Raw genomic sequence first — 23,549 nt, 5'->3', positions numbered from 1 at the left:
AGCGACCATGGCAGATCATCCCATCCTCGTGACCGGCGCCGCCGGCTTCATCGGATTTCACCTGTCGCAGCGGCTGCTCGCCGAGGGACGCCGGGTCATCGGCATCGACAATCTCAACGCCTACTACGATCCGAAGCTGAAGGAGGCGCGGCTCGACATTCTGAAGGCGCAGCCTGGTTTCACTTTCCACAAGCTCGACCTCGTCGACCGCGCCGGCATCAAGGCGCTGTTCGCCGCGCATCGCTTTCCCGCGGTGGTGCATCTCGCGGCCCAGGCCGGCGTGCGCTATTCGCTGGAAAACCCGCATGCCTATGTCGACGCCAATCTCGAGGGCTTCATCAACGTGCTCGAGGGCTGCCGGCACAATGGCTGCGAGCATCTGCTGTTCGCCTCGTCCTCATCGGTCTATGGCGCCAACACCAAGCTGCCGTTTTCAGTCCGGGACAATGTCGATCATCCGATCAGCCTCTATGCGGCGAGCAAGAAGGCCAACGAGCTGATGGCGCATTCCTACAGCCATCTGTACCGGCTGCCGGCGACCGGCCTGCGCTTCTTCACGGTCTATGGTCCGTGGGGCCGGCCCGACATGGCCATGTTCATCTTTGCCAAAGCCATCCTCGCCGGCCAGCCGGTCAGGCTGTTCAATCATGGCCAGATGCGGCGTGATTTTACCTATGTCGACGACATCGTACAGGCCATCGTCCGGTTAATCGGCCGTCCGCCACAGGGAAACCCTGATTGGGACGGAAACAAGCCCGACCCATCGAGCAGCCGGGCACCATGGCGAATTTACAATATCGGCAACAATCATCCCGAGCAGTTGCTGGACGTGATAGCGCTGCTGGAGAAGGAGTTCGGGCGGCCGGCCATCAGGGAGATGCTGCCGATGCAGCCCGGAGACGTCGAGGCGACCTATGCTGACGTCAGCGATCTCGAGCGCGACATCGGCTTCCGGCCGGCGACGTCGATCGCCGACGGCATCGGACGTTTTGCAGAATGGTATCGCGACTATCATCGGATTTGACGGACTGATTGCATGACCGGACGTATCATTCCCCTCATCATGTGCGGCGGCGCCGGGACGCGGCTGTGGCCGGCATCGCGGGAGGTGCGCCCGAAGCAGTTCCTGCCGCTGTTCGGCGCCCGCTCGACGTTCCAGGACACGCTGCTGCGCGTGTCCGACGCCGATCTGTTCGCGCGGCCGATCATCATCACCAATGCGGCCTACCGCTTCATGGTGCTCGAGCAACTGGCCGAGATCGGCATCGAGGCCGACGTGCTGCTGGAGCCGATGCGGCGTGACTCCGGTCCGGCCATCGCCGCGGGAGCCGCCTTCGCGCAATCGCGCGATCCGGAGGCCGTGGTGCTGGCGCTCGCCGCGGATCACGTGGTGCGCGATACCACGGCCTTTCTCGTGGCCTGCCGTGCCGGCCTTGCCGCCGCAGAGGCCGGCCGTATCGTGACTTTCGGCGTCAATCCTGAACGCGCCGCGACCGAATACGGCTACATCAGCCCGGGGGCACCGGTATCGGGAGAGGTTCGGGCTGTCGCGAAATTCGTCGAGAAGCCCGACCAGCCGACGGCCGAGCGCTACATCCGCGAGGGCTATCTCTGGAACAGCGGCAACTTCATGTTCCGCGCGTCCGTCCTGCTCGATGAATATCGCAGGTTCGATACGGCCAGCGTGCAGACGGTGACCGACGCGGTCGCCAAGGCAGGCCGCGACCTCAGCTTCATCATCCTGGACGCCGATGCCTTCGCCGCAGCCAAGCCGATCTCGATCGACTATGCCGTGATGGAGAAGACCGAGCGGGCTGCCGTGGCGCCGGTGTCGTGCGGCTGGTCGGACGTCGGCTCCTGGCACGCGGTCTGGGAGCTGTCTGACAAGGACGGGCAGGGCAATGCCGCGCGCGGCACCGCCGTGTTCGAGGATTCCCGCAACTGCAACGTCGTCACCGACAAGGCGCTGGTCGCGCTCGAAGGCGTCGACGATCTCGTCGTGGTGGCGGCGCAGGATGCCGTACTGGTGTCGCGCCAGCGCGATGCCAACGGCTTGAAGCGGCTGGTGGCCAAGCTCAAGACCGTCGCGCCCGAGGTGACCGAGGCGCACATCAAGGTGCACCGGCCCTGGGGCAGCTATCAGTCGGTCGACAACGGCGAGCGTCATCAGGTCAAGCGCATCATCGTCAAGCCCGGTCAGCGGCTGTCGCTGCAGAAGCACTATCACCGCTCCGAGCACTGGATCGTGGTGCGCGGGGCGGCGCGGGTCACCGTCAACGAGACCGTCAAGACGGTGCACGAGAACGAATCGATCTACATCCCGATGGGCGCGGTGCACCGCCTGGAGAATCCCGGCAAGATCCTGCTGGAGCTGATCGAGGTCCAGACCGGGTCGTACCTCGGCGAGGACGACATCATCCGCATCGAGGACGATTACCGCCGCGAGTAAAGCGGGGGTCTCGCCTCGAATCAGGCGAGCCGTGCTAGACAGCCCCGGACGTCCTCCGCCGGAGAGCATCCTTGTCAAGCACGATCGGATCGCGCGCGTTCCAGAACGCGCGCCTGCAGAAGAAGAACCGCAAGCAGGCCGATGGCCTGCTGCCGAAGGCCGTCGAGGCCTACCGGGCCGGCCGGCATGCCGATGCCCAGGCCATCTGCGGGCAAGTGCTGAGCCTCGTCCCGGATCATTTCGATGCCCTGCATCTTCTCGGCGCCTCCGCGCTCGACAGCGGCCGGCTCGACCTTGCCGAGCAGGCCTTGACCAGCGCCATCGCGGTGGAGCCGCGCAATGCCGAGGCTCTGGCCAATCTCGGCCTCGTCCTGTTCAGCCTGAAGCGCTACGAGGAGGCGCGCGCGGTGCAGGAGCGCGCCATCGCGCTGAAGCCCAATTTCGCCACTGCGCTGACGAGCCTCGGCAACACCTTGATGAACATGCAGCTGTTCGCGCAGGCCATCGAGATGCATGACCGCGCCATCGCGCTGAAGCCGGACTTCGCCGACGCCTATTGCAATCGCGGCATGGCGCAGCTGCTCCTGCTGCGCAATCAGGAGGCCAGCCAGAGCTTCGACCGCGCCTTGGCGCTGGCGCCGCGGCACATGCAGGCGACGTTCGGCAAGGGGCTGGTCAGCGTCAATCTGCGCCACCTGGAACAGGCGCTCGCAGCCTTCAACGCCGCGCTCGCCATGAAGCCGGCGACCGCGGCCATCGTCGCGCAGCGTGGCCGTCTCTACGTGCAGATGGGACGGTTCGAGGAGGCCGAGGTTGATTTCGATGCTGCGCTCGCGACCGACCCCGCGCTGGAAGCGGCGCTGCTCGGCAAGGCGCATGTCTGCGTGCTCACCGAGCGGATCGCGCCGGCGATGCTGGCCTGCAAGCGGGTGCTGGAGCAGAATCCGGCGTCCGAGGTGGCGCTGATCTGGCTCGGCACGTGCCTGGCGAAGCAGGGCGACACGGCCGGCGCCATCCAGCATTTCGACCGCGCCCTCGAGATCAAGCCGGACTTCGAGGACGCGATCCTGAAGAAGATCTTCGCGCTGGACTTCTATCCCGGCGCCGACGTCGCCGTGCATCAGGCCGTCCGGCGCGAATGGTGGGAGCGGATCGGCGCGCACATCCCGCAGCGCCAGCTCGCCGGCATCGATCCCGATCCGGAGCGCCGCATCACTGTCGGCTACGTATCGTCCGACTTCCGCAGCCATTCGGCTGCGCTGACCTTTCTGCCGGTGCTGCGCCACCACGACCACGCCGCTTTCAAGGTCATCTGCTACTCGTGCTCGCCGCTGGTCGATTCCGTCACCGAGCAGTGCAAGGCCGCGGCCGATGGCTGGGTCGATGCCGCTCAGTTGTCCGATGACGAGCTCGCCGATCGCATCCAGGCCGATCAGGTCGACATTCTCGTCGACCTCTCCGGTCATTCGGCCGGCAACCGGCTCACCGTGTTTGCCCGCAAGCCCGCGCCGATCCAGGTCACGGCATGGGGCAATGCGACCGGCACGGGATTGCCGACGATGGACTATTTCTTTGCCGATCCAGTGACGGTGCCATTGGCGGTGCGGCCGCTGTTCGCCGAGCAGGTCTACGACCTGCCGGCCTTGATCACGACGGATCCGCTGCCCGACGCGCAGCCGACGCCGTTGCCGATGCTGCGCAATGGCTACGTCACCTTCGGCGTCTTCAACCGCGTCGACAAGATCTCCGACGAGGTGCTGACGGTCTGGTCGGCGCTCATGCAGGCTCTGCCCGAGGCACGCATCGTCATCAAGAACGGCGCGCTCGAGGATGCATTCCTGCGCGACGGGCTGATCGCGCGTTTCGCCGCCTTCGGCATCGGCGAGGGCCGGGTGACCTGTCTCGGCGCATCGATGCGCCACGAGCACATCGCAGCCTTTGCCAATATCGACATATCGCTGGATCCGTTCCCGCAGAATGGCGGCGTCAGCACCTGGGAATCGCTGCAGGCCGGCGTGCCGGTGGTCGCCAAGCTGGGCAACAGCGCGGCATCTCGGGCCGGCGGCGCGATCGTCAAGGCGATCGGGCTCGACGATTGGGTGGCCGACGACGACGAGGGCTATGTGGCGATCGCTTTGAAGCACGCCGGGCAACCGGCCGCACTGGCCCAGCTCCGCGCCGAGCTGCCGGCGCGCGTTGCCGGCTCGGCCGCCGGCAATGTCGTGACCTATACGCGCAAGGTCGAGGAGGGATATCGCCAGTTCTGGCGCCGCTATTGCGCGGCTGGCGGCTGAGTCCTTCGGCCCGGCCGGAAACCGTGCGGCGCGTGAGCGAGCCCGCTTCGTAGATCGACGCGTCAATTCTGGAGGCCGTCTTTGGCAAGCGATGTCGGTTCCCGTGCGTTTCAGAATGCGAGGCTGAACAAGAAGCTCCGCAAGCAGGCGGACGCCCTGATGCCCGCCGCAGTCGCCGCCTATCGCGGCGGACGGCGGGCGGAGGCCCAGGCGGTCTGCGGCCAGATCCTGGAGCTGCTGCCCGAGCATTTCGATGCTTGGCACCTGCTCGGCGTGACGGCGCTCGACGGCGGCCAGATCGATCTCGCCGAGCAGGCGCTCACCAAGGCCGTCGAGATCGAGCCGCGGAATGCCGAGGCGCTCTCCAATCTCGGCCTCGCGCTGTTCAACCGCAAGCGCTTCGACGACGCGCGCAAATGCCAGGAGCGCGCGATCGCGCTGAAATCCAATCTCGTGGTCGCGCAGACCGGCCTCGGCAACAGCCTGATGCGTCTCGGCCTGCCACGCGAGGCGATTGCGGCACATGACCGGGCGATCGCGCTGAAGCCTGACTACGCCGATGCCCATTGCAATCGCGGCATGGCGCTGCTTCCGCTCGGCCGCAACGTGGAGGCCAATGCGAGCTTCGACCGCGCGCTGTCGCTCAACCCGCGCCATATGGAGGCGATGTTCGGCAAGGGGCTCGCCAGCATCAATCTGAATCACGCCGACGACGCGGTCGCGGCGTTCGATGCGGCGCTCGCCGTCAAGCCCGGTGCGGCGCAGGTGCTCGCGCAGCGCGGCCGGCTGCATCAGATGGCCGGGCGGTTCGATCAGGCAAAGGCGGACTACGAGGCGGCGCTGGCCCATGATCCGATGCTGGAGATGGCGCTGCTCGGCAAGGCCCAGCTCGGACATTTCAAGGACGTCGCGCAGTCCGTGGATGCCTGCCGCAAGGTGCTGGAGCAGAACCCGCGCTCCGAGGATGCCTGGCTGTGGCTCGGCGTCTGCTACGCCAAGCAAAGCGAGGTTGCTGCGGCCATCGCGCATTTCGATCGTGCCCTGGAGATCAGGCCCGATTTTGCCGAGGCGATGACCGCCAAGATCTTCACACTCGAATTCATGCCGGATGCCGACTTTGCGCTGCATCAGGCCGCTCGGCGCGAGTGGTGGGAGCGGATCGGCCGTCACATCCCGCAGCGATCGCTGCCGCCGCGCGACCTCGATCCGGAGCGGCGCCTCACCCTTGGCTACGTGTCTTCCGATTTCAGGACTCACTCGGCGGCTCTGACCTATCTGCCCGTGCTGAAGCACGCCGATCGTGAGGCCTTCCGGATCTGCTGCTACGCCTGCTCGCCGGTCCAGGATGCGGTGACCGCCCAGTTCCGCGCCTGCGCCGAAGTCTGGGTCGATGCCTCGCAGATGTCCGACGACGAACTGGCCGACCGCATCGAAGCCGACGGCGTCGACATCCTGGTCGATCTCTCCGGCCATTCCGCCGGCAATCGGCTGCCGCTGTTTGCCCGCAAGCCGGCACCGGTTCAGGTCACGGCGTGGGGCAGCGGCACCGGCACTGGCCTGCCGACGATCGACTATTTCTTCGCCGATCCGGTGACGGTGCCCGAGGCCGCACGCCATCTGTTCGCCGAGCAGGTCTACGATCTGCCTGCGGTCATCGCCACCGAAGCGCTGCCGGATGTGCCGCCGACGCCGCTGCCGATGCTGCGCAACGGCCACGTGACCTTCGGCGTGTTCAATCGGCTCGACAAGATCTCCGATCCGGTGCTCGCGCTGTGGTCGCGGCTCATGCAGCAGCTGCCGGACTCCCGCATCGTCATCAAGAGCGGCTCGCTCGATGATCCCTTGCTGCGCGACCGCCTGTTGGCGCGCTTTGCCGCCGATGGCGTCAGCCACGAGCGCATCACTTGTCTCGGCTGGTCGACGCGCGAGCAGCAGATCGCGCAGTTTGCGCAGGTGGACATCTCGCTCGATCCGTTTCCGCAGAATGGCGGGGTCAGCACCTGGGAGTCGCTGCAGGCCGGCGTTCCCGTCATCGCCAAGCTCGGCCTGAGCGCGGCGTCGCGGGCCGCGGGCGCGATCGTCACCGCTGTCGGGCTCGGCGACTGGGTGGCCGAGGACGATGACGGCTACATTGCGATCGCCATCAAGCATGCGCGCCAGCCGGCCGAGCTGGCGAAGCTCCGGGCCGAACTGCCGGCGCGGGTGGCCGCCTCCGCAGCCGGCAATGTCGAGACCTACGCCCGCAAGGTCGAAGAGGGCTATCGCCAGTTCTGGCGCCGTCATTGCGCCGGCCCCGGCTGAGCGTCGTGGCGGCGGTGTAAGCCGACGCCACGCATGAGTTCGTCGCGTCCGTTGAAATCCGCACGCCGCCCCGTGGAGGCAAGTCCTTGGCCAGCAATGTCGGCTCTCGCGCGTTCCAGAACGCCAGGCTCCAGAAGAAGCACCGCAAGCAGGCCGACGAGCTGATGTCGCACGCGGTGGCGGCCTATCGCGCTGGCCGTCCGGCGGAGGCGCAGGCGATCTGCGGCCAGATCCTGGCGCTGTTGCCGGAGCATTTCGATGCCTTGCACTTGCTCGGCGTGGTGGCGCTGGACAGCGGTCAGCTCGACCTCGCCGAGCAGGCCTTGACGAAGGCGGTCGAGATCGAGCCGCGTCACGCCGAGGCGCTCTCCAATCTCGGCCTCGCGCTGTTCAACCGCAAGCGCTTCGAGGAGGCGCGCAAATGCCAGGAGCGGGCGCTCGCGCTGAAGCCGAACCTGCTCGTGGCGCTCACGGGCCTCGGCAATACGCTGATGCGCCTGGGCCGGCCGGAGGAGGCGATCGCGGCGCATGACCGGGCGATCGCGCTCAAGCCCGACTACGCCGACGCCTATTGCAATCGCGGCATGGCGCTGCTGCCACTCGCGCGCAATGCGGAGGCCAATCAGAGCTTCGATCGCGCGCTGTCGCTCAACCCGCGCCACATGGAGGCGATGTTCGGCAAGGGGCTCGCCAGCATCAACCTGCGCCATTCCGACGACGCGCTGGCCGCATTCGATGCCGCGCTCGCGATCCGGCCGCGCGCGGCGCAGGTGCTGGCGCAGCGCGGCCGGCTGCACCAGCAGGCCGGGCGTTTCGACCAGGCGATGCCGGATTTCGAAGCCGCGCTGGCCATCGACCCCCTGCAGGACGTGGCGCTGCTGGGCTTCGCGCAACTGAGCGTCATCAGGGACAACATCGCGCCGGCGATGGACGCCTGCCGCAAGGTGCTGGAGCAGAACCCGCGGTCGGAGGTCGCCTGGACCTGGCTCGGCGAATGCTTCTGCAAGCAGGGTGATCTCGCCACGGCCATGCAGCACTTCGAGCGGGCGCTCGAGATCAAGCCGGACTTCGGTGATGCGATCACCGCCAAGATCTTCCTGCTCGACTTCATGCCGGACACCGGCTTCGCCCAGCACCAGGCCGTACGCCGGGAATGGTGGACCAGGATCGGCAGCAAGATCACGCGCCGGCCGCCGCCGGTCCGCGACCGCGATCCGGAGCGGCGGCTCACCATCGGCTACGTCTCGTCCGATTTCAGGAATCACTCGGCGGCGCTGGTGTTCCTGCCGGTGCTGCGGCATCACGACCATCAGGCCTTCAAGGTCGTCTGCTACTCCTGCTCGCCGCTTCGGGATGGCATGACCGAGCGCTGCCGTTCCGCCGCCGACATCTGGGTCGACGCCTGGCAGATGTCCGACGAGGAGCTGGCCGATCGCATCGAGTCCGATCAAGTCGACATCCTCGTCGATCTCTCCGGCCATTCCGCCGGCAACCGCCTGCCGGTGTTCGCGCGCAAGCCGGCGCCGGTGCAGGTCACGGCATGGGGCAGCGGCACGGGAACGGGACTTCCGACCATCGACTACTTCTTCGCCGATCCGGTGACCGTGCCTGAGGCCGCGCGTCCGCTGTTTGCCGAGCGGGTCTATGATCTGCCGGCGGTGATCACCACCGACCCCTTGCCGGGATGGCAGCCGACGCCGCTGCCGATGCTGCGCAACGGCCACGTCACCTTCGGCGTGTTCAACCGGATCGACAAGATCTCGGACCCTGCGCTCGCGCTGTGGTCGCGGCTGATGGCTGCGCTGCCGGATGCGCGGGTCGTCATCAAGAACGGCGCACTCGACGATTCCCTGGTGCGCAACGCTCTCGTCGCCCGGTTCGTGGCGCATGGTGTCGCCGAGGAGCGCATCACCTGCCTTGGTCTGTCGACGCGCGACCGGCACATCGCGCAGTTCGCCGAGATCGACATGTCGCTCGATCCGTTCCCGCAGAATGGCGGCGTCAGCACCTGGGAATCGCTGCAGGCCGGCGTGCCCGTCATCGCCAAGCTCGGCTTTGGTGCGGCGGCGCGCGCAGCAGCCGCCATCAACACGGCGGTCGGGCTCGCCGCGTTCGTGGCGGCGGACGATGACGGCTACATCGCCATCGCCCTGAAGCATGCGGCGCAGCCTGCGGAGCTGGCGAAGCTGCGCGCTGAGCTGCCGGCGATGGTTGCTGGCTCTGCGGCGGGCAACGTCGAGACCTACACGCGCAAGGTGGAGGAGGGCTACCGCCGGTTCTGGCGCCTCGACTGCGCCTCCTCCTGACCTCGGCAGCTACAGCCGCGCGGCGCCGACGATACGGCCGTCCGGCGCTTCGAGCAGGACCGCAACATCCTCGCCCTCCGGCATCGGCTCGGTCAGGCGGAGCGCGGCGCCGCTCCAATCTGCCAGCGTGCGGACCGATCGCACCACGTTGAGCTCCTCCAGCGTGCGGCCGCCATTCTCGCCGCGGCGGATCGCCGTTTCATGCCGGCGATCGAAGCCGACCAGCACGATGCGGCCGCGCCCTTCACCGGCGCCGACCTCGACGGTGAGCTTTTCGCCTCTGCGTGCGAGCGTCAGGGGCGTCGCGGCGCGCGCGGCCCTGGCGCGCTCGATCGCCGGTGCAATCTCGGCCCTGTTGGAGCCGACATGACTGGTCACGCCGTCGATCACGATCTCCGGCGTGTAGGAGCCGTCGCCGAAGCGGCTGCCGTAGCGGGCCTGACGATCGGTCGCCGCCGGCAATGAGAACGGATCCTTCCAGCCGAGCCGGTCCCAATAGGTCACATGAAAGGCGAGCGGCAGCACGTCGCGCCGCTGGCGCACCAACTCGTTCAAATAGGCATTTGCAGGTGGGCACGACGAGCAGCCTTGCGACGTGAACAGCTCGATCACCACCGGTCGCTCCGCGGCGGCCGCGGCCGACGGCGACCAGGGCGCCAGGGAGGCGAGCAGGATGGCGAAGCGAGACGCGTAGCGAAGCGAGGCGAGGTGTTGGACCATGGGCGTTCTCCCGCGATGTGACATGACCTCCTTCGCAAGTCCGATCCATCGCGTTACCTCCGGGGGCTGCCAACACGCAGGCGTGATGCGGATCATCCGCCGTCCACTGCCTGTCCCAACGCGTGACCAGGGCGCGCGGCACACGCGAAGGCCATGCTGCAGGTCCCTCAAAACACTCCGCTTTTCGTCTGCCTCCGATGTAACTTTCTGAATCAAATCGTGTCCTGAAAAGGGTTTCCGCATTCGCCTCGCTGGAAGTGCCATGCTAGGAGAGCTTCGACCGGCTGATTTGCAGTTCGTTAACTGTTGTGGCCGAACCGTGACATCGATGGGGTCGAGGACATGAGTTCCAAGGGGGCGGGCCACAAGGCCGAACTGAGGCAGGCGCTGCGGGTCGGCGTGATCGGAGCCGGCGTGATGGGCAGCAACCATGCCCGCGTGCTCGCCGGACTGCCCGACGTGCATCTCGTGGGCGTCGTCGATCCGCTGCAGGCGCATCGTACCCGCGTCACCGAGCTCGCCAACTGCCCGACCTTCGAGACGCTCGATCAGCTCGCCGCCGAAGGTGTCGACGCCGTCACCATCGCCGCTCCCACCCATCTGCATCACGAGCTCGCGCTCGCCTGCATTGCGCGCAAAGTGCATCTCCTCGTGGAGAAGCCGATCGCCTCGACGGTCGAGGAGGGCAGGGAGATCGTCTCGGCCGCGCATCGCGCCGGCGTCACCTTGATGATCGGCCATGTCGAGCGCTTCAATCCGGCAGTCGCCGCGATCAAGAAGGCGATCGCCGGCGAGGACCTCCTCTCGATCGCAATCACCCGCGTCGGCCCGTTCCCGCCGCGCATGTCCAATGTCGGCGTCGTCATCGACCTCGCCGTGCACGACATCGACCTGATCCGCTGGTTCACCGAGTCCGATATCATCGAGGTGCAGCCGCAGCTGTCGAGCGCGGTGGCCGAGCGCGAGGACATCGCGCTGCTGCAATTCCGCACCGCCTCCGGCGTGCTCGCGCACATCAACACCAACTGGCTGACGCCGTTCAAGGCGCGCAACGTCACGGTGGCGACGCGCGGCAAGTACATCATGGGCGACCTGCTCACGCGCCAGGTCACCGAGTGCTTCGGCTTCAAGCCGGACGGCAGCTACTCGATGCGCCATCTGCCGGTCGGCCATGACGAGCCGCTGCGCGCCGAGCTGATTGCGTTCCTGCACGCGGTGCGCTCCGGCACCGCGCCGGCCGTCACCGGGGACGAGGGCGTCGCGAGTCTCGCCATCGCCACGCAGTGCCTGGAGACATCGAGCCATCGTCCTGCGGAGACCGCCAAGCTCCGTGCTGCGGGCTAGTCTCGCGTCCGCTCCACCCATTTCCATTTTCGAAACGTTGTAGAGCTCATGAACCAGCATTTGCGTCATCAGCCCATTCCGTTCATCGACACCGCCGCGCAGCGCCAGCGGCTCGGCAAGTCGCTCGACGACGCCGTCGCCCGCGTGCTCGCCCACTGCCAGTTTCTCGGCGGCCCCGAGGTGATTCAGCTCGAGAAGCAACTGGCTGAGTTCTGCGGCGCCAAATACGCGGTGAGCTGCTCCAGCGGCACCGACGCGCTGCTGATGGTGCTGATGGCCCAGGGCATCGGCCCGGGCGATGCCGTGCTGTGCCCGTCCTTCACCTTCTGCGCGACCGGCGAGGCCGTGGCGCTGACCGGCGCGACGCCGGTGTTCGTCGACGTGCTCGAGGACACCTTCAACATCGATCCGGCCTCGCTCCGCCGCGGCATCGCCACCGCCAAGCGGCTCGGCCTGAAGCCGAAGGCCGTGATCCCGGTCGATCTGTTCGGGCAGAGCGCGGACCATGATTCGGTCGCCGCGATCGCCGAAGCCGAGGGCCTGTTCGTGCTCGACGACGCCGCGCAGGGTTTTGGCGCCAGCTACAAGGGCCGACGCATCGGCACGTTTGGGCTGGCGACCGCCACCAGCTTCTATCCGGCCAAGCCGCTCGGCTGCTTCGGCGACGGCGGCGCCATCCTCACCGACGACGCCGGCCTGCTGGAGCGCCTGCGCAGCGTGCGCGCGCATGGCGGCGGCAGCGACAAATACGACAACGTCCGCCTCGGCCTCACGGCGCGCCTCGACACCATCCAGGCCGCGGTGCTGCTCGAGAAGCTCAGGATCTTCGAGGACGAGATCGCGGTCCGCAATCAGGTCGCCGAGCGCTACACGGCGGCGCTGGCCGACGTCGTCAAGGTGCCGCGCCTCGTCGAAGGCTGCACCTCGGTCTGGGCGCAATACACCATTCGCCTGCCGCGCGGCGTCGACCGCGACACCTTCGCAGCCGCGCTGAAGGCGCAGGGCATCCCGACCGCGATCTACTATCCGAAGTCGATGCACCAGCAGACGGCGTACCGCATCTTCCCGAGCGCCGACGGCGGCCTGCCGGTCAGCGAGCAACTCTCCGCGGATGTCATCAGCCTGCCGATGCACGCCTATCTCGACGAAGCGACGCAGGCCCGCATCATCGACGTCGTGCGCGGCGCGCTGGCCTGAGGCCTCTCGCACCGTCACGTCGTCCGGCTCGCGTCGTTACGGTGAATCGCGCGCGCTGAACTGATCTGCCCCACCGGCGGCCCATACATCAGTGTCGTCCCGGCGAACGCCGGGACCCATCCCCCCAGGGAGCGGTTTGGGCCACGCTGGTCATTGGCCTTTTGCCCAACACGCCCGCCGCGGCGTATGGATCCCGGATCGGCGCCCGCCGCCGCTTCGCGCCGGCAGGCTTGTCCGGGATGACGGCGGTGGATGAGGCGTCGTTCAAGTTTTGAACAGCAGAACGTCGGGCGGATTAGTACTACTGCGTCAGAAAAGGGCTTTGCTCCCTCCGTGTCGTTCCGGGGCGCCCGAAGGGCGAGCCCGGAACCCATACCCACAGGCAATAGTGTAAGGCAGGCTGGTTGTGGGCACTTTGTCGCCAAACATCTGTCTGTGGCTATGGATTCCGGGCTCGCCCTTCGGGCGCCCCGGAATGACGACGGATAGCGGGCAGTGTTTCTGACGCAGTAGTACTAATCCGCCCTACGGCAGCGGGGCTCAGTTCCGATTTACATCTCAAACAGCGATCGGCATGGGGACGCGGTCTCGCGGCACATGATGCCCGAGGCTTGCGATCAGTCCGCCCCTCGCAAACAGCGCAGAGGGCGCAGGGAATGCCGGGTGAAGGCCTCACCCATGGCCCGCCTGCGGAAAAAAATGCAGGCGGCAGGTACCACAGGTTCAGCCGAACATCCGGCATTCCCTGCGCGGTGTCTTCACGCTTATACGCAGTCGCCCTGGTGCGCCGGGCTTGTTGGCCACCATGCCGCGACAATGCTTGCGCATTGCGCTGTTGACACCAGCATCGGGGTGTCAGGCCGCTGCGACTTCGCGTCCGCGACAGATCGTTCGTCCGCGCCCTCGTGAGAAGACGCTGCGATCTCTCGCGGCCACCGCATCCCCGCCTCGCGTGTCGTGACGATCGCGCGCAACGCCCCTCCGCGATGAGGCGGGATGGGGGGAGATGATCATGATTTTCGAAAAAACGCAAGGAGATTATTTTTATCGGAAGTTCGCGCATGTTGATGCCGCCGTTCCTGGGGGAGGCGGCGCCACCTCAGTGGGGGAGGGCGCGTTGGGCTGATCTGCCTCGCTGGCCGCTCCACACACCATTGTCGTCCCGGCGAACGCCGGGATCCATACCGCGTGATGTCCGCAGCGGGCAGGCGGCTCGTCCCGCGCGTTCCTTCGACGACACGGCGCACGGATCCCGGATCGGCGCCCGCCGCCGCTTCGCGTCGGCAGGCTGGTACGGGATGACAGCGGAGTATGAGGCATGCAGCGTCTGCCGCATCGACATGACATCAGTCTCACGCCACACTTTAGCCGCCGGCAGGCTGAACCCACGTTCCCCGCTTCAAACTCTGCGCCCAATCCTCTACAAGCCCCCCATGCTCGGACGCATCTTCACCGTCGGCGGCTATACCTTGCTGTCGCGCCTCACCGGCTTTGCCCGCGATATCATGCTGGCGGCGATTCTTGGCGCTGGGCCAATCGCCGATGCGTTTTTCATCGCGTTCCGGCTGCCGAACCATTTCCGGGCGATCTTCGCCGAGGGCGCGTTCAACGCGGCCTTTGTTCCCGCCTATGCGCATGTCCATGGCGAGAAGGGGCCGGCGTCGGCGAGCCTGTTTGCCGACCGGATCTTCACGCTGCTGCTGGCCTCGCAGGTCGTACTGCTGGTCCTCGCATGGGTGTTCATGCCGCAGGCGATGACCATCCTGGCGCCGGGTTTCACCGATGATCCGGTGCAGCGGGACATGGCGATCACGCTGACGCGGATCACCTTTCCCTATCTGCTGCTGATCACCCTGGTGACGCTGTATGGCGGCATGCTCAACGTGATGCAGCGCTTTGCCAGCGCCGCAGCGGCGTCGATCTTCCTCAATCTGGCGATGATGGTCACGCTGGCGCTCGCGGCGTTCTTTCCGAATGCGGGCCATGCCGCGGCGTGGGGCGTGCTGATCTCCGGTTTCCTGCAGTATTTTCTGCTCGCCGGCGATCTCGCCCGCCATGGCGGGCTGCCGCGGTTTGCGCCGCTCAAGCTCGATGACGACATCCGCGCCTTCTTCAAGGCGCTGGGCCCGGCGACACTCGGCTCGATGGGCACGCAGGTGGCGATGTTCGCCGACACCATCATCGCGACGTTCCTGCCCGCGGGTGCGATCTCGGCACTGTATTATGCCGACCGCCTCAATCAGCTGCCGATCGGGGTGATCGGCATCGCCATCGGCACGGTGCTGCTGCCGGAGATGTCGCGGCGGCTGACCGCGGGTGATCATGACGGCGCCATGGAGCAGCAGCGCCGCGCCTTCGAGTTCACGCTGCTGTTCTCGGTGCCGTTCGTCGCCGCCTTCCTCGCGGTGCCCGACGTCATCACGCGCGCGATGTTCGCCCGCGGCGCCTTCACCAAAGGCGATGCCGCCGCGGCCGGTGCGACGCTCGCCGCCTATGCCGTGGGCCTCATTCCCTTCGTGATGATCCGCAGCGCGGTCTCGACCTTCTATGCGCGCAAGGACACGGCAACGCCGGTGAAGGCGTCGCTCACGGGGCTGACCGTCAACGTCCTCCTCAAGGTGCTGCTGATGGGCTCGCTGGCGCAGGTCGGGCTGGCGCTGGCGACGGCCGTCGGCGCCTGGATCAATCTGCTGCTGGTGCTCGGCTTCGCCGTGCACAAGGGCTATCTCCGTTTCGACCGGCGGCTCACCGCATCGCTGCTGAAGTTTGCCGGCACCGGCGTGGTGCTGGCGGCGGCGTTGTGGGCCACGGCCTTCGTGGCGGCGCCGCATCTCGCCGCGCTCGGCCGCATGCAGGACGAGGCGATGCTCGGCGTGCTGATCCTGGTCGGCGCCGTCATCTATGCCGGGGCGATCCTGGTGCTGTTCGGTCCACGCTGGCTGAAGGCGCTCGTGCGGCGCTGATCCTGCACGCGAACCGAGTCGACGGTTCGCGTGCAGCCATTCCGGCTTGCGCCTGCGAACCACCATCAATATTGTCTGCTGCGGGGAGACATCGGCGTGAAGCGACGGCGCGGGACAGCAGCGTGGACGAGGAGGGTGGTCGGCATCGTCGCCGCCTATCTGATCGCGCTGCAGATGGTTCTCGCCGGGGCGATGTCGGCGCAAATGGCCGCGGCTTCCGCCAACGATCTCGGTGTCATCTGCGCCGAGGCGGATGGTGGGGCGGCCCACGACACCGGCGCACCGAACTCAGCCGTCCTGCATAAGAATTTCTGTGCCGTTTGTGCCTTTGCCGCCCATGCCGCGCCAGTGCCGGCAATGGCGGTGGAAACGCTGGTGCGCAGCGCCGGCGAGCTGCGCCTCGGCAGCTTCGCCGCCTGGGCCGCGCGCGATACCCGCCTCCGTGAACCGCGACTGTCGCAAGGACCTCCCGCGAACGCCTGACATCGGTTTTTCGTCCGGTTTCGTTCGTTCAGAGGTTCATCATGTCCCGTTCCGTAACCGCGCTGTGCGCGGCGACGTGCCTCGTCACGTTGTCTTCCCCTTGTTTTTCTCAAGCCCGCCAAGAGACCAATCTGCCGACGGTCACGGTCGATCCGGCCAAGCGCGCCGCATCGCGCCCGGTCCAGTCCGGCAATGATCGGTCCGTATCGAGGACGCGCGTGCCCAGGTCGGGGACCGCACCGCAGGCGGTTGCGGCTGGTCCAGTCGGTCCGGCGCCCAGCGTGACCGCGCCGAACACGCAAACAGCGACGCAGCGCATCCAGCAGACGCCGGGTGCGGTCGCCGTCGTGCCCGATACCGCGTTCAAGACTGGCGCGGCGCAGACCGTCAAGGATGTGCTCGACTACGTGCCCGGCGTGTTCGCCCAGCCGAAATGGGGCGACGACACCAGGCTGTCGATTCGCGGCTCCGGCCTGTCGCGCAACTTCCACCTGCGCGGCACGCAGCTCTATCTCGACGGCATCCCGATCAACACCGCCGACGGCTATGGCGATTTCCAGGAGATCGACCCGACTGCCTATCGCTATGTCGAGGTCTACAAGGGGGCCAATGCGCTGCGCTACGGCGCCAATTCGCTCGGCGGCGCCGTCAACTTCGTCACTCCCACCGGACGCGACGCCTCCGCGTTCGAGAGCCGGCTGGACGGCGGCGCCTTCGGCTTCCTGCGCGGCCAGGCCTCGACCGGCGGCGTCTATGGCGCGGCCGATTATTTCGTGACCGGCTCGGCGTCGCGCGTCGACGGCTATCGCGACCACAGCTGGGGTACGTCCGAGCGCGGCAGCGCCAATCTCGGCTACCAGGTCTCGCCCGATTTCGAGACCCGCTTCTATCTCAACGCCAACTCGGTACGGCAGCGTATCCCGGGCGAGGTGAGCAAGACCAGCGCGCTCAACTCGCCGCAGACGGCCGCGGCCAACAATGTGCTCAACGACTGGCAGCGCAACATCGACACGGTGCGCGTCGCCAACAAGTCGACGATCCATCTCGACAACACCGATGTCGAGTTCGGCGTGTTCGCCGTCGACCGGCATCTGATGCATCCGATCTTCCAATGGCTGGACTACCGCTATCACGACTATGGCGGCTTCGTGCGCGCGGTGGACGATCGCGAGATCGGCGGCCATCGCAACCGCTTCACGGTCGGGCTGAACATCCAGAACGGCACCACGGATGCCAACCAGTTCGTCAACACCGGCGGCAACAAGGGCATGCAGCTGTCCTCGTTGACCCAGAATCCGGAGAACTACACGCTCTATGCCGAGAATGCCTGGTACGCGCTGCCGAGCGTCTCGCTGATCGCCGGTGCACAGTTCCTGCATGCCGTCCGCAGCCAGCAGGTCAACTTCACGCTCAACGGCGACGCCGCGGGCCGCGCCAGCTACGACCTCGCGAGCCCCAAGGTCGGCGTGCTCTGGGACGTCGATCCGAGCTGGCAGGTGTTCGCCAACATCTCGCGCAGCGGCGAGGCGCCGAGCTTCGGCGAGGGCAGGGGCGCGCTGGTGCGCTTCTACGACATCAAGGCGCAGACCGCGACCACCTATGAGATCGGCACGCGCGGCCGGCGGCCGGATGTCACCTGGGATTTTGCGCTCTACCACGCCGATATCCGCAACGAGCTGCAATGCTTCTATTCGTCGTTCGGCAATTGCAACGTCACCAATGCCGACAAGACCATGCATCAGGGCATCGAGGCCGGGCTCGGCCTGAGCCTGCTGAAGGGGCTCGCGATGAAGAGCGATGCGCCCGACCGCGTCTGGCTCAACCTCGCCTACACCTACAACGACTTCCGCTACAGCAACGATGCGACCTGGGGCAACAACCGCCTGCCGGGCGCACCACCGCACTTCCTGCGCGCGGAGCTGCTGTACAAGCATCCGGCAGGCTTCGCCTTCGGGCCGAACATCGAATGGGTGCCGCAGTCCTATTTCGTCGACAGCGCCAACACGCTCTCCACCGACCCCTATCTGCTGTGGGGCCTGAAGGCGACCTATGACGACGGCAAGCATTTCTCCGCCTATCTCGAGGGCCGCAACCTCGCCAACAAGGCGTACATCGCGACCACCAGCATCATCGATCGCGCGACACCGACGTCGACGCTGTTCAACCCCGGCAATGGCCGCGGCGTCTATGCCGGCCTCCGCTACAAATTGTGAGGAGCTACAGCATGCGTGATCACACCACTCATTCGCGGAGGACCACTCTCGTGAAATCGATCCTGATCGGCCTCGCCGCTCTCTCCGCCGCCGTCGGCAGCGTCCCGGCGCAGGCGCATGTCGTGCTCGACAAGCCGGAGGCGCGCATCGGCAAGACGTTCAAGGCCGTGCTCGCGGTGCCGCATGGCTGCGAGGGCGCAGCGACCCTGCGGCTGACCGTGCAGGTGCCGGAAGGCTTGATCGCGATCAAGCCGATGCCGAAGCCGGGCTGGACTGTTGACGTCAAGAAGGGCGCTTACGCACGGGCCTATAATTTCTTCCACGGCGCGCAGCTCAGCGAAGGGGTGAAGGAGATCAGCTGGAGCGGCCGCCTGGAGGACGGTTATTACGACGAGTTCACCTTCACGGGATTCGTGGCCGACACGTTCAAGTCGGGTGATGTCCTTCCCATTCCCGCGATCCAGGACTGTGAGAAGGGCACGGCGAAATGGGTCGAGATCGCTGCGCCCGGCCAGGATCCACATGCGCTGAAATATCCCGCGCCGCTGCTGCGGATGACATCCGCCGAGCCGCCGCGCGGTGTCGCCAAGGGCGACATCATCGTGTCCTCGGGCTGGAGCCGCGCGACGCCCGGTGGCGCCAAGGTCGGCGCCGGCTATTTCACCGTCACCAATACGGGCCGCGAGCCGGACCGGCTGGTCGCGGCCAGTGCAGATATTGCCGAGACCGTCGAGATCCACGAGATGTCGACGCGCGACGGCGTCATGGTGATGCGGCCGATCGAGGAGGGGCTGCCGATCTCGGCGGGACAGACCGTTGCGCTGACGTCCGGCGGCATCCACCTGATGCTCACCGGCCTCAAGGCGCCGCTGGTCGAGGGCAAGTCGGTCGCGGTGACGCTGCAATTCGAGCGGGCCGGCAAGATGGCCGTGCTGCTCGACGTGCTCGGTATCGGCGCCCAGGCGCCCGGTGGTCAGCCGGACGGCGCCAAGGCAGAGCATGCGCATCATTGATGGGCCCGATAGGGCAGGGGCTCCGGCGCCGGACCGTGCGCCGGAGCGTCCATTGCAATGCAATATCACGTGATCCGGTGCGAGCCGCACGTCGACCCCCACGAGAGTTGACCGCTCGCGGTCCCCTGCGGCGGATATGCCGTTTGCGCGGGCTGGCGTTCCGCTGCAATATGGCGCCAACATCGCCAAAACGAAGCGGGACGTGAAACCAGATGGCAGCTCCAATCAAGTTCGGTATGGGACAAAGCGTTCTCCGGAAAGAGGATGACGCGCTGATTCGCGGCAAGGGCCGCTATACCGACGATCTCGCGCCATCGGCTGCCCTGCATGCGCTGGTGCTGCGCTCGCCGCATGCCCATGCCAAGTTCACCATCGATGTCGCCGCGGCGCGGCTGCTGCCGGGCGTGGCGCTGATTCTCACCGCCGAGGACACCGCGGAACTCGGCGGCCTGCCGTGCCTGTTCAACCTCGAGACCGATCCGTTCACCGCGCCGCCTTATCCGATCCTGGCCAAGGACGAGGTGCGTCACGTCGGCGACGCCGTGGCCTTCGTGGTCGCCGACACGCTCGACCATGCGCGCGACGCGCTCGAGGCGATCAAGGTCGAGTGGACGACGCTTCCAGCGGTCACCGGCGTCGTCAATGCGATCAAGCCGGGCGCGCCGCAGGTGTGGGCCGATCACAAGAACAACGTGCTGTTCGACGTCTCGATCGGCGACAAGTCGGCGACCGAGGCGGCGTTTGCGAAGGCGCATGCGGTGGCCGAGATCCGCATCGTCAATCCGCGCGTGGTCGCGAGCTTCATGGAGACGCGCGCCGCGGTCTGCGAATACGACACCAAGCGCGATCATCTGACGCTCACCGCGGGCAGCCAGGGCAGCCACCGCCTGCGCGACATCCTCTGCCAGAACGTGCTGAAGATCCCGACCGAGAAGATGCGGGTGATCTGCCCGGACGTCGGCGGCGGCTTCGGCACAAAGCTGTTTCCGTACCGGGAATACGCGCTGGTTGCGGTCGCCGCGCAGCGGCTGCGCAAGTCGGTGCGCTGGGCCGCCGACCGTTCCGAGCATTTCATGGGCGACGCGCAGGGCCGCGACAACGTCACGACCGCGCGGATGGCGCTCGCCGAGGACGGCAAGTTTCTCGCCATGGACGTCGATCTGATGGGCGACATGGGCGCCTATCTCTCGACCTTCGCGCCCTACATCCCGCATGGCGGCGCCGGCATGCTGCCGGGCCTCTACGACATCCAGAATTTTCACTGCCGGGTGCGCACGATCTTCACTCACACGGTGCCGGTCGATGCCTATCGCGGCGCCGGCCGCCCCGAGGCGGCCTATGTGGTCGAGCGCCTGGTCGACGCCTGCGCGCGCAAGCTCGACATGTCGGTCGATGCGATCAGGCGCAAGAACTTCATCCCGCCGCGCGCGCTGCCCTACAAGACCGCGACCGGCAAGGTCTACGATTCCGGCGATTTCAACGCGCATCTCAAGCGCGCGATGGAGATCGCCGAGTGGAAGGAGTTTTCCAAGCGCGCCAAGGCCGCCAAGAAGCATGGCCTGATCCGGGGCATCGGGCTTGCGAGCTATGTCGAGGTCTGTGGCACCATGGGCGAGGAGACCGCCAATGTGCGGCTCGACCCCAATGGCGACGTTACGATCCTGATCGGCACGCAGTCGAGCGGGCAGGGCCACCAGACGGCTTACGCCCAGATCGTCGCCGAGCAGTTCGGCCTGCCGCCGGAGCGCGTCCACATCCATCAGGGCGACACGGCGGAGATCGCGACCGGCCTCGGCACCGGCGGCTCGGCCTCGATCCCCTCGGGCGGCGTCAGCGTGCAGCGTGCGACGCATGAGCTCGGCGACAAGCTCAAGCAGATCGCGGCCGAGGCGCTCGAAGCGGGCCTCGGCGATCTCGAGATCGCCGACGGCGTGATCCGCGTCGCCGGCACCGACCGGTCGATCTCCTTCGCCGATCTCGCCAAGCGTCCCGGCGTCGATCCGGCCAAGCTCAACGGCAGCGCCACCTTCGCCAGCGCCGACGGCACCTATCCGAACGGCACCCACGTCGCGGAGATCGAGCTCGACCCGGCCACCGGCATCATCAAGATCGTCAACTACGTGATCGTCGACGATTTCGGCGTGACGCTGAATCCGCTGCTGCTCGCCGGCCAGGTCCATGGCGGCGCGGTGCAAGGCATCGGTCAGGCGCTGATGGAGCAGGTGGTCTACAGCAACTCCGATGCACAGCTCGTCACCGGCAGCTACATGGACTACGCGCTGCCGCGCGCCGCGGATGCGCCGACCTTCACCTTCGAGACCCATAACGTGCCCTGCAAGACCAATCCGATGGGCGTGAAGGGTGCCGGCGAGGCGGGTGCAATCGGCTCGTGTCCGGCGGTGGTCAACGCGATCGTCGAAGCGCTGTGGCGCGAGTACAAGATCGACCACATCGACATGCCGGCGACGCCCGAGCGGGTCTGGATCGCGATCCGGGAGCAGCATCGCCGTCACAGTCTCTGAGTACCTTCCCTCCGGACCTCTCCGATAACCGCCTCAATTCCGGAATAACCCGCCGGTCGAGGGGTTGACCAACCAGGCGCGACCCGTCCAGGTGGGCTGGACGGGATTGTGACAACAAAGGAGCGAATTGATGAAGCGGACTGTCGTGGTAGCAGCAGCGTTGCTGCTGGGGGCCGGCGCCGTGATGGCACAGGAGAACCTGGTCAAGCAAAGCCAGGACACCATGAAGGCGAACGCCAAGAACCTCGGCGGTGTGCTGATCGCCATGGTCAAGGGCGAGAAGCCGTATGATCAGGCCGCCGTCAATGCTGCTCTGGCCGTGCTCGAGGATACCGCCAAGAAGCTGCCGACGATGTATCCGGCGAGCATGAAGGGCGCGAAGTTCGAGGGCGACTACGGCGTTTCGCCGAAGATCTGGGAAGACCAGGCCGGCTTCAAGGCCAAGATCGACAGCTTCGCCAAGGTCGTCACCGAGGCCAAGGCCAAGATCAAGGATCTCGACAGCCTGAAGGCGACTGCGCCCGCGATCGGCAAGGAATGCGGCGGCTGCCACGAGACCTTCCGTCTCAAGAACAGCTGATCTGTCGTGACATCGACGGGGGCGGACGCGGCAGCGCGTTCGCCTCCGTTCGTTTTTGCCGCACTGGCTTCTGGCCCGCGGGTTTGCTCGGCGCGTGCGTCTTGTCGTATCACGGCGCTCGCGGCGGATGACTGCCGGACGCTGATCTTCCTGCCTGTGACGGAGCGACCATGCTTAGACGCCTCCTGCTTGCCCTCTGCGTGCTCGGCGCCGCCGGCCTTGCGGTGTTCTGGTGGTTGACCCAGCCGTCCACGATCGCGCTCGCAGCGACGACGCGGGCGCCCGATCTCGCTAACGGCCAGGAGATGTTCAACATCGGCGGCTGCGCCTCCTGCCATCAGGTGCCGAACCAGCCGGATCGCTTGAAGCTCGGCGGCGGCCTGCCGCTGACATCGCCGTTCGGCACCTTCTATGCGCCCAACATCTCGCCGGACCCCAATGACGGGATCGGGCGCTGGACCGAGGCGCAGTTCGTCAATGCGGTGGTCAAGGGTGTCTCGCCCGGCGGCAGTCACTATTACCCGGCGTTTCCCTATACCTCTTACGCCGGCGCCAAGGTCGACGACGTCCGTGATCTGTTCGCCTACATGAAGACGCTGCCGCCGGTGGCCGGCAAGTCGCGCGACCACGACATGCCGTTTCCTTTCAACATTCGCCGCACGCTCGGTATTTGGAAACTTCTGTTCTTCGACGACAAGCCGTTCGTGACGAACGCCTCGCGCTCGGCGGAATGGAATCGCGGCGCCTATCTGGTCAACACGTTCGGCCATTGCGCCGAATGCCACAGCCCGCGCAACCCGCTCGGCGGCATCGTTTCGGCACAGCGCCTCGCCGGCGGCCCCGATCCGGAAGGTCAGGGCTTCGTGCCGAACATCACCCAGAAGGGCCTGTCGGACTGGAGCGAGAGCGACATCAGCTATTTCCTGGAGACCGGGCAGCTGCCCGACGGCGACAGCGCCGGCGGCTCGATGGCACGGGTGATCCGCAATACGTCGCAGCTGACGCCCGAGGACCGTAAGGCGATGGCGATCTATCTGAAATCCTTGCCGCCGGTCGAAGGGCCGCCGAAGCCGAAGAAGCCGGCGGGCTGACGAGACGAGCGTTTCCTTCGAGCCGGTTGTTTCCGTCTCGGGATCCCGCCATCCCCACCGCCGTCATGCTCCG

At 66.6% G+C, this 23,549-nt stretch carries 15 protein-coding genes; 14 read left to right on the top strand and 1 reads right to left on the bottom strand.

Going from position 1 to position 23,549, the window contains the following annotated elements:
* Positions 1 to 7 precede the first annotated feature (7 nt).
* From QXZ94_RS15455 to QXZ94_RS15435, 5 genes are all read left to right on the top strand, one after another.
* On the top strand, positions 8 to 1,024 hold the full coding sequence (locus QXZ94_RS15455) for an NAD-dependent epimerase (protein WP_315721125.1): 1,017 nt from the start codon (positions 8 to 10) through the stop codon (positions 1,022 to 1,024).
* 12 nt (positions 1,025 to 1,036) lie between these two features.
* Positions 1,037 to 2,449: a mannose-1-phosphate guanylyltransferase/mannose-6-phosphate isomerase gene (locus tag QXZ94_RS15450; RefSeq protein WP_315721124.1), complete on the top strand. Its 1,413-nt coding sequence runs from the start codon at positions 1,037 to 1,039 to the stop codon at positions 2,447 to 2,449.
* A gap of 71 nt (positions 2,450 to 2,520) precedes the next feature.
* Positions 2,521 to 4,743, top strand: coding sequence for a tetratricopeptide repeat protein (locus tag QXZ94_RS15445; RefSeq protein ID WP_315721123.1), 2,223 nt, complete (start codon positions 2,521 to 2,523; stop codon positions 4,741 to 4,743).
* A gap of 81 nt (positions 4,744 to 4,824) precedes the next feature.
* A complete protein-coding gene (locus QXZ94_RS15440; protein WP_315721122.1) occupies positions 4,825 to 7,044 on the top strand; it encodes a tetratricopeptide repeat protein in 2,220 nt (739 codons plus the stop codon).
* Positions 7,045 to 7,130: 86 nt separating this feature from the next.
* Complete coding sequence (locus QXZ94_RS15435; RefSeq protein WP_315721121.1) at positions 7,131 to 9,350, top strand: tetratricopeptide repeat protein; 2,220 nt, start codon at positions 7,131 to 7,133, stop codon at positions 9,348 to 9,350.
* 9 nt (positions 9,351 to 9,359) lie between these two features.
* Here the strand turns inward: QXZ94_RS15435 and QXZ94_RS15430 are convergent, their stop codons facing one another.
* Complete coding sequence (locus QXZ94_RS15430) at positions 9,360 to 10,070, bottom strand: DUF1223 domain-containing protein (RefSeq protein WP_315721120.1); 711 nt, start codon at positions 10,068 to 10,070, stop codon at positions 9,360 to 9,362.
* Positions 10,071 to 10,412: 342 nt separating this feature from the next.
* Between QXZ94_RS15430 and QXZ94_RS15425 the strand changes: the two genes are divergently transcribed.
* The 9 genes from QXZ94_RS15425 (at position 10,413) to QXZ94_RS15385 (ending at position 23,476) form a co-directional block, all read left to right on the top strand.
* Entirely contained in the window at positions 10,413 to 11,414 is a 1,002-nt protein-coding gene (locus QXZ94_RS15425) for a Gfo/Idh/MocA family protein (RefSeq protein ID WP_172112756.1), read from the top strand.
* A 48-nt stretch (positions 11,415 to 11,462) separates the two neighbouring features.
* Complete coding sequence (locus QXZ94_RS15420; RefSeq protein WP_315721119.1) at positions 11,463 to 12,611, top strand: DegT/DnrJ/EryC1/StrS family aminotransferase; 1,149 nt, start codon at positions 11,463 to 11,465, stop codon at positions 12,609 to 12,611.
* 1,433 nt (positions 12,612 to 14,044) lie between these two features.
* The gene (murJ, locus tag QXZ94_RS15415) at positions 14,045 to 15,574 is read left to right on the top strand and encodes a murein biosynthesis integral membrane protein MurJ (RefSeq protein ID WP_315721118.1); all 1,530 of its coding nucleotides are present in this window, start codon (positions 14,045 to 14,047) and stop codon (positions 15,572 to 15,574) included.
* Positions 15,575 to 15,709: 135 nt separating this feature from the next.
* On the top strand, positions 15,710 to 16,057 hold the full coding sequence (locus tag QXZ94_RS15410; RefSeq protein WP_315721117.1) for a hypothetical protein: 348 nt from the start codon (positions 15,710 to 15,712) through the stop codon (positions 16,055 to 16,057).
* Positions 16,058 to 16,098: 41 nt separating this feature from the next.
* The gene (locus tag QXZ94_RS15405; RefSeq protein ID WP_315721116.1) at positions 16,099 to 18,270 is read left to right on the top strand and encodes a TonB-dependent receptor family protein; all 2,172 of its coding nucleotides are present in this window, start codon (positions 16,099 to 16,101) and stop codon (positions 18,268 to 18,270) included.
* Positions 18,271 to 18,320: 50 nt separating this feature from the next.
* Positions 18,321 to 19,283, top strand: a complete 963-nt coding sequence (locus QXZ94_RS15400; protein WP_409998794.1) for a DUF1775 domain-containing protein — start codon at positions 18,321 to 18,323, stop codon at positions 19,281 to 19,283.
* Positions 19,284 to 19,495: 212 nt separating this feature from the next.
* Complete coding sequence (locus QXZ94_RS15395) at positions 19,496 to 21,805, top strand: xanthine dehydrogenase family protein molybdopterin-binding subunit (protein ID WP_315721114.1); 2,310 nt, start codon at positions 19,496 to 19,498, stop codon at positions 21,803 to 21,805.
* Positions 21,806 to 21,935: 130 nt separating this feature from the next.
* A complete protein-coding gene (locus QXZ94_RS15390) occupies positions 21,936 to 22,385 on the top strand; it encodes a cytochrome c (RefSeq protein WP_315721113.1) in 450 nt (149 codons plus the stop codon).
* Between the two features lie 170 nt (positions 22,386 to 22,555).
* A complete protein-coding gene (locus QXZ94_RS15385) occupies positions 22,556 to 23,476 on the top strand; it encodes a cytochrome c (protein ID WP_315721112.1) in 921 nt (306 codons plus the stop codon).
* Positions 23,477 to 23,549 lie beyond the last annotated feature (73 nt).

This window comes from Bradyrhizobium sp. SZCCHNS2022, from assembly GCF_032377575.1.
Lineage (GTDB): Bacteria > Pseudomonadota > Alphaproteobacteria > Rhizobiales > Xanthobacteraceae > Bradyrhizobium > Bradyrhizobium aeschynomenes.
Note: the sequence above shows the minus strand (reverse complement) of the source record. Positions and strands in the feature narration are given on the sequence as shown.

Bases quoted from the DNA above. Each gene is read 5' to 3' on its own strand.
- QXZ94_RS15425 (WP_172112756.1), top strand. From the start codon at position 10,413: ATGAGTTCCAAGGGGGCGGGCCACAAGGCCGAACTGAGGCAGGCGCTG.
- QXZ94_RS15450 (WP_315721124.1), top strand. From the start codon at position 1,037: ATGACCGGACGTATCATTCCCCTCATCATGTGCGGCGGCGCCGGGACG.
- QXZ94_RS15390 (WP_315721113.1), top strand. From the start codon at position 21,936: ATGAAGCGGACTGTCGTGGTAGCAGCAGCGTTGCTGCTGGGGGCCGGC.
- QXZ94_RS15405 (WP_315721116.1), top strand. From the start codon at position 16,099: ATGTCCCGTTCCGTAACCGCGCTGTGCGCGGCGACGTGCCTCGTCACG.
- QXZ94_RS15385 (WP_315721112.1), top strand. From the start codon at position 22,556: ATGCTTAGACGCCTCCTGCTTGCCCTCTGCGTGCTCGGCGCCGCCGGC.
- QXZ94_RS15420 (WP_315721119.1), top strand. From the start codon at position 11,463: ATGAACCAGCATTTGCGTCATCAGCCCATTCCGTTCATCGACACCGCC.
- murJ (WP_315721118.1), top strand. From the start codon at position 14,045: ATGCTCGGACGCATCTTCACCGTCGGCGGCTATACCTTGCTGTCGCGC.
- QXZ94_RS15395 (WP_315721114.1), top strand. From the start codon at position 19,496: ATGGCAGCTCCAATCAAGTTCGGTATGGGACAAAGCGTTCTCCGGAAA.
- QXZ94_RS15455 (WP_315721125.1), top strand. From the start codon at position 8: ATGGCAGATCATCCCATCCTCGTGACCGGCGCCGCCGGCTTCATCGGA.
- QXZ94_RS15430 (WP_315721120.1), bottom strand. From the start codon at position 10,070: ATGGTCCAACACCTCGCCTCGCTTCGCTACGCGTCTCGCTTCGCCATC.